The 12510-nt window shown below is 68.9% G+C and carries 10 protein-coding genes; 4 read left to right on the forward strand and 6 right to left on the reverse strand.

The window, feature by feature from the left end; genetic code table 11:
* The first annotated feature begins 164 nt into the window (after positions 1–164).
* Positions 165–1220: an SAM-dependent methyltransferase gene (locus tag WAS25_RS02770; protein WP_422309983.1), complete on the forward strand. Its 1056-nt coding sequence runs from the start codon at positions 165–167 to the stop codon at positions 1218–1220.
* On the opposite strand, the gene WAS25_RS02775 is transcribed toward WAS25_RS02770, so the two are convergent.
* Genes WAS25_RS02775 through WAS25_RS02785 form a run of 3 tightly spaced genes read right to left on the reverse strand, consistent with a single transcriptional unit; the run spans position 1192 to position 6563 of the window.
* The gene (locus WAS25_RS02775; protein ID WP_422310001.1) at positions 1192–1848 is read right to left on the reverse strand and encodes a GGDEF domain-containing protein; all 657 of its coding nucleotides are present in this window, start codon (positions 1846–1848) and stop codon (positions 1192–1194) included. The genes WAS25_RS02770 and WAS25_RS02775 overlap by 29 nt on opposite strands.
* A 42-nt stretch (positions 1849–1890) precedes the next feature.
* The gene (locus WAS25_RS02780) at positions 1891–4608 is read right to left on the reverse strand and encodes a WD40/YVTN/BNR-like repeat-containing protein (protein ID WP_422309984.1); all 2718 of its coding nucleotides are present in this window, start codon (positions 4606–4608) and stop codon (positions 1891–1893) included.
* A 41-nt stretch (positions 4609–4649) separates the two neighbouring features.
* Positions 4650–6563 (reverse strand): CocE/NonD family hydrolase, encoded by a 1914-nt coding sequence (locus WAS25_RS02785; RefSeq protein WP_422309985.1) that lies wholly within the window; start codon positions 6561–6563, stop codon positions 4650–4652.
* Between the two features lie 154 nt (positions 6564–6717).
* Here WAS25_RS02785 and WAS25_RS02790 point away from each other — a divergent pair, with 154 nt between their 5' ends.
* The gene (locus WAS25_RS02790) at positions 6718–7743 is read left to right on the forward strand and encodes an agmatine deiminase family protein (RefSeq protein WP_422309986.1); all 1026 of its coding nucleotides are present in this window, start codon (positions 6718–6720) and stop codon (positions 7741–7743) included.
* A gap of 29 nt (positions 7744–7772) precedes the next feature.
* Positions 7773–8612, forward strand: coding sequence for an N-carbamoylputrescine amidase (aguB, locus tag WAS25_RS02795; RefSeq protein ID WP_422310002.1), 840 nt, complete (start codon positions 7773–7775; stop codon positions 8610–8612).
* Here aguB and WAS25_RS02800 read toward each other — a convergent pair.
* The 3 genes from WAS25_RS02800 to meaB all read right to left on the reverse strand — a co-directional run bounded on the left by WAS25_RS02800 (position 8602) and on the right by meaB (position 12002).
* Complete coding sequence (locus tag WAS25_RS02800) at positions 8602–9786, reverse strand: methyl-accepting chemotaxis protein (RefSeq protein WP_422309987.1); 1185 nt, start codon at positions 9784–9786, stop codon at positions 8602–8604. The two genes, aguB and WAS25_RS02800, sit on opposite strands and share 11 nt — an antisense overlap.
* A gap of 72 nt (positions 9787–9858) precedes the next feature.
* Positions 9859–11034 carry a hypothetical protein gene (locus tag WAS25_RS02805; RefSeq protein ID WP_422309988.1) on the reverse strand — a complete coding sequence of 392 codons (1176 nt, stop codon included), beginning with the start codon at positions 11032–11034 and terminating at the stop codon, positions 9859–9861.
* 29 nt (positions 11035–11063) lie between these two features.
* The gene (meaB, locus tag WAS25_RS02810) at positions 11064–12002 is read right to left on the reverse strand and encodes a methylmalonyl Co-A mutase-associated GTPase MeaB (RefSeq protein ID WP_422309989.1); all 939 of its coding nucleotides are present in this window, start codon (positions 12000–12002) and stop codon (positions 11064–11066) included.
* A gap of 103 nt (positions 12003–12105) precedes the next feature.
* Between meaB and WAS25_RS02815 the strand changes: the two genes are divergently transcribed.
* Positions 12106–12510: a hypothetical protein gene (locus WAS25_RS02815; protein WP_422309990.1), complete on the forward strand. Its 405-nt coding sequence runs from the start codon at positions 12106–12108 to the stop codon at positions 12508–12510.

Genomic DNA, 12510 nt, shown 5'->3' on the forward strand with positions numbered 1-12510 from the left:
GTCTGCGCCGGCACCACCCTGGCGGGCTTCGGCGGCATGGTCTTCAGCGGCTACCGCGGCCTGCGGGGCCTCGGCCTCGCCTGCCTGGGCGGCGTGGCTCTGGCCCTGCTGCTCACCCAGTGGCTGCTGCCGGTGCTGCTGGAGAAGTGGCCTCTGGAGAAGAAGTGAAACCGCTGAACGAGCTGCTGCAAACCCGCCTGGCCCAAGGTCCCGTGCCCGCCGCCGAGGTCATGGCCCTGGGGCTCTACCACCCGGAGCACGGCTATTACCGGCGGGCGGAAGGCCCCTGGGGCTTCGCGGGCAAGGACTACTACACGGCCCTGGACCTGGGGCCCCTGCTGGGCCAGACCCTGGCCCTCCGGCTGGAGGCCGCATGGGAGCGCTTGGACCGGCCCGCGCGCTTTACCGCCCTGGAGCCCGGCGCCGGGCGAGGCTGGCTGGGGCGGGATCTGCTGAATGCGGTATCAGGGCCCTTCGCCGAGGCCCTGGTCTACGTCCACCGCGACGACAACCCGGCAGCGAAAGCCGCGGCGGAAGCCGCCCTCGCTCCTTTCCTCGCGGCGAACCGCGCGCAGTTCGCCGCAGAGTCGGAAGCCTTGGAACCCTTCCTGGGCGCCGTCTTCAGCAACGAGCTCTTCGACGCCCTGCCCGCCCAGCCCTGGCGCTGGGATGGCGAGCGCTGGACGCGCGAGGTGCTGACCACCGGCGGTCCCCAGTGGCAGGCGGCGGATCCCGGCGAGGCCGGCGCCTGGTTCGCCGCCCACACCGATGGCCTGGAGCCCCGCGATGGCAGCGTCTGGTGCGAGTCCCTGCCGGCCCTGGTGCGGGACCTCGCGGCACCACTGGAGGCGGGGCTCTTTCTGGCCGTGGACTACGGCGAGTCTGTCGACCGCCTGCTGGCCAAGGGCGCCGACCTGCGCCGCTTCAAGGCCCACGGCGTGGATGGCCGCTGGCATGAGGATCTTGGTGAAGCCGACCTCACTGCCGACGTGGATTTCACCCGCCTAGCCCACCTGCTCGAAGGCCACCGCTTCATGGGCCTGGGCCACGTGGAGCTGAGCAAGTGGATCCGCACCCACGCGCCGTTGGATCAGTGGGGCGCCCAGTGGCTGACCCTGCCCGAAGCCGACCGCAAAGCCCGCACCGAGAACCTGCTCCAGCTCACCCTCCCCGGCATGATGGGGAGTCGCTTCAGAGTGTTGGAGGGGTGGAAGGGCTAGGCTGGGTTGCTTCAAGGCCAGAGTGATAGGTCTCGGCGCGGTTTCGGCCCGATCGCTTGGCGGAGTACAGGGTGATGTCCGCCGCTGCCACCATACTTTCGGCCGTCGCACCGTCGGTTCGGTAAGTAGCACAAACGATGCTGATGGTCACCGGGATCGCCACGCCCGCCGAGATGGTCACGGACTCAGCAGCCACGATCTCGCAGGGCCGGCCTGCCAGGATCTTGGCCCCACCTACCCCCGTCTCCGAGAGAACCGCCACGAATTCCTCTCCGCCATAGCGGGCGAAGCTGTCGGTGGACCGAAAATTCCGGCTGAGCCGGGCGGTGATGCTGCGGAGCACGTCGTCCCCTGCGGGATGGCCGTGCAGGTCATTCACACACTTGAAGTGGTCGAGGTCGAGCATCAACACCGTGAAGGTGTGGCCATAGCGGACGGAACGCACAAGCTCAACCGCGATCCGGCGGTCGAACTCCTGACGGCTCAGAAGGCCCGTCAGGCTGTCGCATTCGATCTGGGAGGCCATGTGGTTCAAGGTTCGGGCCAGCTTGCCGAATTCGTCTGTCCGAGTCGCGTCCATGCGGAAGGAGTGGTCGCCTAGGCTCATCTGGTGGATGCCCTCCTCCAGCCCGCGGTGGACCCTCTTGGAGGCCTGGGAGCAGGACTCGGGCTACCGGGTCTCGACCCCGGCAGCGATGGTGACCTGGAGTTTCTGTTGGACTTTGCTGCTGCCCAGGGAGAGGGTCGCCGTGTAGGTGCCGGGGCGGACGAGCTTCTCGGCGCCCAGGCCGCCATACTGGGTGAGGTAGTCCTTGGTGGGGCGCAGGTTCCAGCTCACCCGGCCGAGACCGGGCGTGCCCGGCAGCTTGAAGGTGGCTACGGGCTGACCTTCGGGACTGGTGATGGTGAGGACGGGCAGCTCGTCGCCCAGGTCGCGCAGCCAGTAGGTGAGGAGGGCGCCCTCCGGCGGGTTCTCCCCCCGGAATTCGCCCTTGCCCGCCGAGTCCTCCCAGCCGGGCAGGAGATAGGCGCCATGAGCGGGGCGGGGTGGGAAGAGCAGGAGGGCCTTGGCCGCCTGGTCCGCCGTGAGCGACCGTAGCGCCGTGATGTCATCCAGGACGTAGAGGCTGCGGCCGTGGGTGGCGATGACTAGGTCGTGGTCCCGGGGGTGGATCTGGAGATCGTCCACGGCCACCGTCGGCAGGCCACCCAGCTTCACCCAGGAGGCACCACGATCCAGGCTCGTGAAGAAGCCGAATTCCGTCCCGGCGAACAGCAGGGCGGGGTTCACGGGATCCTCCCGGACCACTTTCACGGGGCCGTCCGCCGGCAGGTTGGCGGCGAGACTGGTCCAGGTGCGGCCACCGTCCGCGGTGCGTAGCACCAGGGGGGCGTAGTTGCCTGCCCGGTGGGCGTCCACGGCGAGGTAGGCGACCTTGGGATCGTGGGCGCTCGCCTCGATGCGGCTGACCCACTGACCCCTGGCCGGGAGGGGAAGGTAGGCGCTGAGGTCCGTCCAGTGGGCGCCCTCGTCTTCCGTGAGCCACAGCTTGCCGTCATCGGTGCCGGCCCAGAGCAGCCCGGCCTTGAGAGGTGATTCGGCCAGGGCGTAAACCACACCATAGTTCTCGGCGCCGCTGCCCACGGTGGTGGTCTTGAGGGGATCCCGGCTGGAGAGGTCTGGACTGATGAGGGTCCACGCCTCGCCGCGGTGCTTCAGGCGGAAGACTCGGTTGCCCGCGAGGTACATGGTGCCCCTGGCGTGGCGGCTGCCGATGAGGGGCGAGTTCCAGTGGAAGCGGAACCCGGGCTGGCCCTCGGCGGGATTGGGGCGCAGCACCTTCATCTCGCCGGTGCGGAGGTTGAAGCGGTGGATCCAACCCTCCTGGCTTTCGGCGTAGATCACGTCCCGATCATCCGGATCGAAGACGCAGTAGAAGCCGTCCCCGCCCTGGATGTTGGTCCAGTCGCCGTTCAGGATGCCATCCTTGGAGCCCACGCGGCTTGGCCCCACCCAGTTGACGTTGTCCTGGAGGCCCCCCGCGATGCGGTAGGGGCTGCTGTCGTCCAGGGCGATCCGGTAGTACTGGCCCGAGGGAATGCGGCTGAGGTGGAGCCAGTTGGCGCCGGCCTCATAGCTCTGGTAAGGGCCGCCGTCCGTGCCCAGCAGCAGCCGGGCGGTGACCGGGGGCCGGGCGGACTCTCCGGGCTCGGGTGGAACCGCGCGCGGCGGGTCGGCCTTCGGAAAGGCCAGGGCGTGGCAATCCGCATGCACCTTGGCGAACAGGTCCTCGCGGAAGCTCCGGCCTCCATCATCAGAGACATGCAGCATGTAGCCCAGCACGTAGACCCGCAGGGGATTCACAGGATCGATGCGGAGCTGGCTGAAGTAGAAGGGGCGCGGGTTGAGGGCGTTGGTGCGCAGCCAGGTCTCGCCGCCATCCTCGGAACGGAACACGCCACCCCGGCGGCTGAGCAGATCGTCGATGCCCACGGTGCCGCCCTCATCGCTCTGGATGACGGCCATCACGGTGCCGGGCTGGCTGCGGGCCACGTCGATTCCGATGCGGCCCATCTGGGTGGGGAGGCCCTTGTCCAGGCGCCGCCAGGTGGTGCCGCCGTCCAGGCTCTTGTAGATGCCCCCCACATCTCTGCCCTCGGCCGCCGCGGCGCCATAAGTGAAGGACCAGGGTGTGCGGCGGCGGGCGTAGAGGGTCGCGTAGAGGGTGTCCGGGGTGGCGGGGTCCAGCACCACGTCGCCACAGCCCACGTGGGTGTCTAGGGGCGCGGGGGCCTTGAGGACGGCCTTCCAGGAGGTGCCGCCATCCGTGGTCTTGAACAGGCCCCGTTCGCCCCCGGGCGTCCACAGGTCGCCCATGACCGCCACCCAGGCGGTGTTGGCGTCCTTCGGGTGCACCACGATGCGGGGGATGGTGCGGCTGCCCTCGAGTCCGGCCTGGGCCCAGGTCTCACCGCCATCCACGGAACGGAAGACCCCCTTGCCCCAGCCCGAGCTGTTGCGGTCGTTGGCCTCGCCGGTGCCGACCCAGAGCACCCTGGGATTCGAGGGTGCCACGGCGACGGCCCCGATGGAGGCCGTGCCCTGCTTGTCGAAGAGGGGCGTGAAGGTGGCCCCGGCGTTGGCCGTCTTCCACACGCCACCGGTGGCGAGGCCGAGGTAGAAGGTGTCGGCGTTCCCGGGATCCGTGGCGATATCCGAGACTCGGCCGCCCATGGTGGCCGGGCCGAGGCTCCGAACCTTGAGGGCGGCCAGGCGGGCGGCTTCCACGGTGGGAGCGGCCGGCCTAGCCGCTTGAGCCTTCTGGGCCGCGACAGGAATGCCGCAGAGCAGGGCGAGGAACAGCGGACGCAGGACTCGGCTGGGCATGGGGACCTCGAAGGGTTGAGTTGGACGCGAATTGGGGCGGTTCATTGTCCCGGGCCAGAGCATACGGCCACCCCGAGATGGCTGGGCTGGGCGGCATTGTGAAACACGGTGTGGGTGGCCGGCCGGTAGTCGGTGGCTATGGCTTCGTTGATGTTCATGAAGGTCTGGGGATTGCGGTCCATGAGGGGGAACCAGCTGCTCTGGACCTGCACCATGACGCGGTGGCCCTTCTTGAAGGTGTGGAAGATGTCGTTCATGGACCAGGCCACGCGGGTGGGCTGGCCGGGGGTGAAGGGTCCGGGGTGCTCGAGGCTGTCGCGGAACTTCCCGCGCATGACCTCGCCCCGCACCAGCTGCTGGTAGCCGCCCATGGGGTTGGGTGTGCGGTCCCAGGGTGAGCCGCCGGGCTTGAAGTCCGGGTTCTTGAAGCCGTCGGGATAGACATCGATGAGCTTTACCACCCAGTCCGCATCGGTGCCCGTGGTGGCCACGAAGAGCTCGGGGCGCAGGGGGCCGGCGAGGGTCAGGTCCGCCTTCAGGGGCTCGGTCTGATACACCAGCACGTCGGTGCGTCGTCCGGCGAAGCGCTGGTCCGCGGTCATGTACTCCTTGGGCATGCCGATGGCCACCTGCTCGATGAAGGGTACGGGCTTGGCAGGATCGGAAATGAACGAGTCGGAGCCACCGGCTGGCGCGGGCGCCGTGAAGGAAAGTCGTCCGCTGGGCTGCAGGTAGAGCTTGGAATCCTTCACCTGTTTCGGCGGCCAGGCCTCGAGCTGGTGCCAGCGGTTGGTGCCGGTCTCGAAGACCGTGACCTTGGCCAGCCCGGGGTCCTTCGCACCCTTCAGGTGGTGCAGGAAGAAGGGGAGCAGCACCTCGGCCTGGAACCACTCGGCGGTGGGGGCGCCGAACTGTACGGGGCCCAGGTGGTCCCCCGCGCTGCGCTCCCAGCCACCGTGGAACCAGGGCCCCATGACCAGGCGGTTGTCCGTGGCGGGGCTCTGGTGCCCGACGGTCTTGAACACCTGCAGGGCGCCGTAGAGGTTCTCCGCGTCGAACCAGCCGCCCACGGTAAGCACAGCCGGCCGCACGCCCTTCAGCTGGGGCCGCAGGTTGCGGGCCTGCCAGAAGGCGTCGTACGTGGGATGGTCCAGCATCTCGTTCCAGAAGGCCACCTCCTTCGTGTACTGCCGCGTGGCCGCCGTGGGGCCCAGGCGCAGGAACCACTCGTAGCCGTCCGAGGTGCCGTGCTCGAAGGGCTTGGGCCAGGCCTGGGTGGGCGCGGGGCGGGGCAGGCCGAAGCTCACCATGAAGTTGAAGGCGTGGGGCAGCCAGAGGGCGCCGTTGCGGTGGAAGTCGTCGCCCTGGAACCAGTCCACGATGGGAGCCTGGGGCGACACGGCCTTCAGGGCCGGATGCCCCGAGAGCAGGGCCACGGCCGAATAGAAGCCCGGGTAGCTGATGCCCCACTGGCCCACGCGGCCGTTGTTCCCTTCGGCGTTCTTGAGCAGCCAGTCGATGGTGTCGGTGGTGTCCGTGCTCTCGTCCACGGGGGCGCCACTGGCGGCCCGCTGGGGCCGCATGTTCACGAACTCGCCCTCGGACATCATGCGGCCCCGCACATCCTGGTAGACGAAGATGAAGCCCTCGGCCTGGAAGCGGGGCGAGGGCCCCAGGTGCTCGGGGAAGGCTTCCTCGCCGTAGGGCCACACGCTGTAGGGTGTGCGCTGCATGAGGATGGGGTAGGCCCGGCTGGTGTCCCTTGGGGTGTAGATGGCCGTGAACAGCTTCTTACCGTCCCGCATGGGGATCAGCACCTCGCGCTTGGTGTAGTGCTCGCGGACCCCCTCAACCGGGGCCGCCGCCTGGGTTCCCCGGGCGGGCAGCCCTGGCGCCCCCCAGCCCAGCAGGGTGAAGAGCAGGAAGGACACGCGCAGGGCGCGATGCAGGAACATGGAAACTCCAGGGGTGTAGCCCTCATCATACGGGGTAGGTCCGGCGGTGGAGGGCGCGGCCCCTCTCCCTTCCCTTAAGGCTCGACTGGAGGGCCCGGTTTTGCTGAACTGATGGATCACCCCATGCCGGGGCGCAGGCAAGGAACTCTGACCCATGAATCGTCCCCCCTTCCACCAGCCCGCCGAGTGGGACCGCCACAGCGCCTGCTGGCTGGCCTGGCCCAGCCACGGCCACCTCTGGCAGGAGAACCTCGCCCCGGCCCAGGCGGAGCTCGCGGCGCTGTGTCTGGCCATCGCGGAGGACGGCGGCGAGGCCCTAGACCTGCTGGTTCAGGATGACGCCTTGGAAGCCCAGGCCCGGGCGGTCCTGGCGCCGGTGCTGGCCAACGTGCGGTTCCACCGTGTGCCCGTGGGGGATATCTGGCTGCGGGATACGGCGCCGATCTTCGTGCAGGATGCCGCCCGGACCCTCCACGCGGCCTGCTTCCGCTTCAACGGCTGGGGCGGGAAGTACGAGCTGCCGGGCGATGACCAGGTGGCGGGCCGGGTGGCGGCGATCACCGGGTTGCCGCGCCTGGATCACGGCTGGGTGCTAGAGGGCGGCTCTGTGGAGGTGGATGGCGAGGGCACCGTGCTCACCACCCGCCAGTGCTTGCTCAACCCCAACCGCAACCCCGGGATGAACCAGATTCAGATCGAGGCCGCCCTGCGCGAAGGCCTGGGCGCCGAAAAGGTGCTCTGGCTGGACGAGGGCCTGCTCAACGACCACACCGACGGCCACATCGACACCCTGGTCCGCTTCACAGCACCGGGCGTGGTGGTCTGCATGGAAGCCCGGGATCCCGCCGATCCCAACGCGGCCATCCTTGACCGCTTGGCGGCGGATCTTGAAGGGATGACCGATGCCCGTGGCCGGAAGCTCCAGGTGGTGCGCATCCCCTCGCCGGGTCTGCTGGAGAACGAGGACGGTGAGCCCATGCCCGCCAGCTTCGTGAACTTCTACATCGGCAACGCGGCGGTCGTGGTTCCCACCTACGGCACGCCCTTCGATGATGAAGCGGTGGCGACCATCGCCCGTCTCTTCCCGGGGCGGCGCACTGTGGGCCGCTCCGCCCGGGCCATCCTCAGCGGGGGCGGCGCCTTCCACTGCATCACCCAGCAGCAGCCGGAGGTCCTGTGAGCGCAGCGAACGAAACCCGCGTCAACACCATGGTCCGCGTCGCCGCCACCCAGTGCGCTTTTGGGCCCAGCCTCGTCGAGAATGTGGCCAGGGTGGAGGGCCTCGTGCGCGAGGCCGCAGCCAGGGGTGCGCAGGTGATCCTGCCCTCGGAGCTGTTCGAAGGGATCTATTTCTGCCGCGAAGAGAAGGATGCCTTCTTCGACTGGGCCAAACCCGTCGAAGGGCATCCCACCATCGCCCGCTTCCAGAGCCTGGCCAAGGAGCTGGGGGTGGTGATCCCCGTCTCTTTCTTCGAGCGGGATGGCCACGCCTTCTACAACAGCCTAGCCATGGTGGATGCCGATGGATCCCTGCTGGGCATCTACCGCAAGAGCCACATCCCCGATGGACCCGGCTACGAGGAGAAGTTCTACTTTCGGCCGGGCAATACCGGCTTCAAGGTGTGGGACACGCGCTTCGGCAAGCTGGGCGTGGGCATCTGCTGGGACCAGTGGTACCCCGAGTGTGCCCGGGCCATGATGCTGCTCGGTGCCGACCTCCTCCTCTACCCCACGGCCATCGGCACCGAGCCCGAGAACCCAGGACTGGATACCAAGGACCTCTGGCAGAGGGCCATGATCGGTCATGCCGTGTCCAACGTGGTGCCCGTGGTGGCCTCCAACCGCATCGGCCTGGAGGGCGACCAGACCTTCTACGGCCACTCCTTCATCTCCGACCACCGCGGCGAAAAGGTGGCCGAGCTGGGCCGCGCGGCCAGCGGCGTCATCACGGCGGACTTCGACCTGGAGGAGATCCGGCGCAACCGCGCCTCCTTCGGCTTCTTCCGCGACCGGCGGCCGGACCTGTACGGGGTGATCGCTAAACCCTGAACTGCCCCACCAGGTGGTTCTGGTCCTCGGCGACCCGGGCCAGCTCGGCGGCGGTGCGGGCGACCTCGCTCACGGTGCGGGCCATCTGCTCCGTGGCCGTCGCGTTGTGGGCCACGCGGCTGAGGTTCTCGTCCACCTGCTCGGCCACCTCGGTGCTGGTGCGGGCCTGCTCGTCCGCCGCGGCCCCCACTTCGAGAATCATGGCCGCGAGGCCCTGGATGTTGGTGTCGATGGTGGCGAGGGCGGTGACCGTGGCCGTCACCATGTCGGCGCCGCGGTCCACGGAGGCGTTGCTCTGTTCGATCAGCTGGCCGATTTCCCGGGCCGCAGCCCCGCTGCGCTCGGCCAGCTTGCGGACTTCCTCCGCCACCACAGCGAAGCCCTTGCCCATGGCCCCGGCCTTGGCCGCCTCGATGGCCGCGTTCAGGGAGAGCAGGTTGGTCTGCCGGGCGATGTCCTGGATCAGGCGGACGGCGGACACCATCCGGGCCGTGGCGGCCCGGATGTCATCCATGGCCTGGGCGCTCTCGCCGCCTGCCTGGGAGCCCTGATTCACGGCGGCCACGGCCGCCTCGGATTCCTTCTGGGAGCGCCGGATGTTGCCCGAGACCTGCTCGATGGAGGCCGAGAGCTCGGTGACGGCGGCGGCCACCCGCTCGAAGGCGGCCCGCTGGGCTTCGGAGTTCTGGGCCAGGCTGGCGCTGGTGGCGGCCATCTGCTCGCTGGAGGCGGAGAGCTGGGTGGCGCCGCTGGCCACGGAGCTGGAGGAGCCTGAGAGGTTCTGGAAGATGCTGCGGAGCCGGGCGTTGTAGCCATTGAAGGCGATGGCGACCTGGGCGATCTCGTCCTCGCTCTCCACCCCCAATTCCAGCGTGAGGTCGCTCTTCCCGAGGCCTTCGGCCATGGACTTCAGGGGCCGGGTGATCCAGAGGCTGACGCGGTACACCAGGAAGAAGGTGACCATCCACACGATGAAGGAAATGACGAAGTTCGCGATGAAGGAGCGCCAGAGGGGCTCAGAGAGATCGAGGCCCTTCTGGATCAGGCCCTTGGCGGTGAGTTCCTGAAAGTCCATCCAGGTGTCGTGGAGGTTGAAGTAGGCGTAGCCCGCCAGGGGCATGGCCAGGAGTAGGACGAGCTTTCCCCTCACGCTCAGACGGCTGGACAAGGACATCTGGGACTCCCGATGGGCAGGTGCGATGAAGGCAACCCCCCTTCATCGGAATCAGATCAGCCGATCCTGAGTTCAGGCGAACAGCTTGAGGGTCTGGTCCAGGGTCCGGAGGACGGAGAGGATCTGGAAGGGCTCCACCACCAGGTAGTCCACGGCCCCGGCCGCCATGGCCCGGTTGCGCTTCAGGTCGGTATCTTCGTCGGTGCCGGCGAGCAGGACCGGCAGGGGGCAGGCCTCTTCCTGGACCAAGCGCCGGCAGCGCTCCATGGCCGTGCCGGCGCGGAGCTTGTGGTGGATCAGCACCAGCCTGACCCGCCCCCAGCCCTGGTCATCGACGCCCAGGGCGCCGAGGGCGGGTCGCAGCAGGCCCGGCCCAGGGTCGAAGGCCGCAACTCCGAACTTGCGGCCGATGGCCTCGCCCAGGCGGGCCGGGAAGGCCTCGCCTTCGGCCAGCACCAGCACCAGGGGGTCGCGGTCCACTAGGAGCCGCAGCTGGGTCGTCACCGGCTTGGGCGCCTCCTTGCGCGTGGCCAGGCGGGTGGACTCCAGCCCGCCGGGGTTGAAGCGGGAGCGGTCGCGGTTGGCCTGGGCATGGCGGGCCTCGAGCACCCACTGGCGGTAGCGGCTCACGGCCATGCGGTCCGCTGTGTCCGCGAGGCGCAGGCCCCAGGTCCGCTCGCCGAAGTAGGCCACCTTCACCGACAGCACGATGCTCTCGCCTGTAGGCGGCTTCACCTCCACGGTGGAGGCGGCATTTAGCCGGAGCATGTCACCCAGGACCTTGGTGCCCCCGGGCGGGGCCAGCTCCAGGCCGTCCTCGCCGAAGGCTGTGGCCTTCCCGTCCTTGATGTCGTTGCGCTGATCCGAGAAGGAGCAGGGGATGGGCCGGTCGGGCACGAAGTCCGCCAGCCGGTGGGCGTCCACGGCCCGCAGCAGGCGGGGCAGGGTCACGTGGCAGGCTTCCACCCCGTGGAGCCGGCCGTGGCCCTGGTAGTCCACTATGGCCTCGTAGAGGAGGCCCCGGTCCAGCACCTTCAGGGTCAGACGGGCCCCGGATTTCAGGCGCCACTGGCCCCGCTCCAGGTCCGAGATGCCGAGGATGATGCGGTCCGGCGTCTCGGCCAGCACCTTGAACTCCCCCTGTAGGTCCCCGAAGTGCACCTGGATCAGGTCCTCGCCTTCGCACAGCCGCTGGAAGACCATGCGAATGGCCTCGACCTGCTCCTTGTTGAGGTTCCGGGCGGCCATGGTGACCTATCGGGACCTGTTCGGAAGACTCAAGCTTCGTCCAGGATGGCCCGCACGGCGGTATAAGGGTCCAGGGTCCGCTCTGCGATGCCCCGCAGGGCGGCGTCCACCCGGTCGGCACCGGCCCGGGCCTTGGCCCGGCGCACGGCCTCCTCGGCCAGCAGGGACTCGAAGCGAAGCCGGGCGCGCTCCCGGGCCTTCCGCTCCAGGCCCCCGTGGGCCTGCAGCCAGCGCCCGTGTTCTTCCACCTGGGCCAGGAGCTCGTGGATGCCCTCGCCCTGTTGGGCTACGGTGCGGAGGATGGGGGGGTCCCAGCCCTGAGGCATGGCCAGCGACTTCATGGCCGAGAGCTCAAACTCCACCTGGTCGGCGCCCTCGCGGTCGGCCTTGTTGATGACGAAGAGATCGGCCACTTCCATGATCCCGGCCTTGATGGCCTGGATCTCGTCACCCATGCCGGGCACCAGCACCACGCAGCAGGTCTGGACGCAGCTCACCACGTCGACCTCGTCCTGGCCCACGCCCACCGTCTCCACGATCACGGTGTCGAAGCCCGCGGCGTCCAGCAGGTCGATGGCGTCCTGGGTGGCCCGGGCCAGGCCGCCCAGGGCCCCGCGGGTGGCCATGCTCCGGATGAAGATGCCGGGATCCGCCGCGATGCGCTGCATGCGGATGCGGTCGCCAAGAATGGCTCCGCCGCTGAAGGGGGAGGTGGGATCCACCGCCAGGATCCCCACCTTCTGCCCCTGGGCGCGAAGGGTGCGGGCCAGCTGGTCTGTCAGGGTGCTCTTCCCGGCGCCGGGGGAACCCGTGATGCCAATCACCGATGCCCGCCCCAGGTGGGGCCAGACCCGGGCCATGAGATCCCGGGCGCCGGGGTGGCCATTTTCCATCCAGGAGATCGCCCGGCCCAGGGCCCGGTGCTCCCCGCGCCGCAGGGGTTCCAGGAGGTCGGGTGGAAGGGGCATGCGCCCAGGATGGCACCTCCCCGGCAGGACTGGAACTCGCGGGCAACCCCTGGATGGGGTACCCTGATCCTTCGGCCCTGGCCGCACTTGGAAACCCATACTGATGATCAAAGGGCCCAAACCCTCGAAGGCCACTGCATCCGGAGAGGCGGTTCCGGAGTCGGCCCCGAAACCCACCCCCGTCCTGCTGACCAAGCGGGCCCCGGTGGCACCGCCGGATCCCAAGGCTCCCCGGGAGAAGATCTGCGCGGAGTGCGGCATGCACTTCCGGGTCGAATCCGGCCAGAAGTTCTACCTGTGTCCCGACTGCTACCGGCGCTCCTTCGTCTACAAGCGGAAGGGCGGCCAGGACACCGCCCGCATCCTCACCCACATCACCTGCGCCACCTGCGGGGCCCAGGAATACCTGCCCTTCATCCCCGAGGATCCCGCCAAGGCCCTCTGCCGGGCCTGCTTCGCCAAGGAGCGCCCGGAACATAAGCCCGCCCCCAGACATCCTCATCGATAG

Source organism: Geothrix sp. (genome assembly GCF_049292215.1).
Lineage (GTDB): Bacteria > Acidobacteriota > Holophagae > Holophagales > Holophagaceae > Geothrix.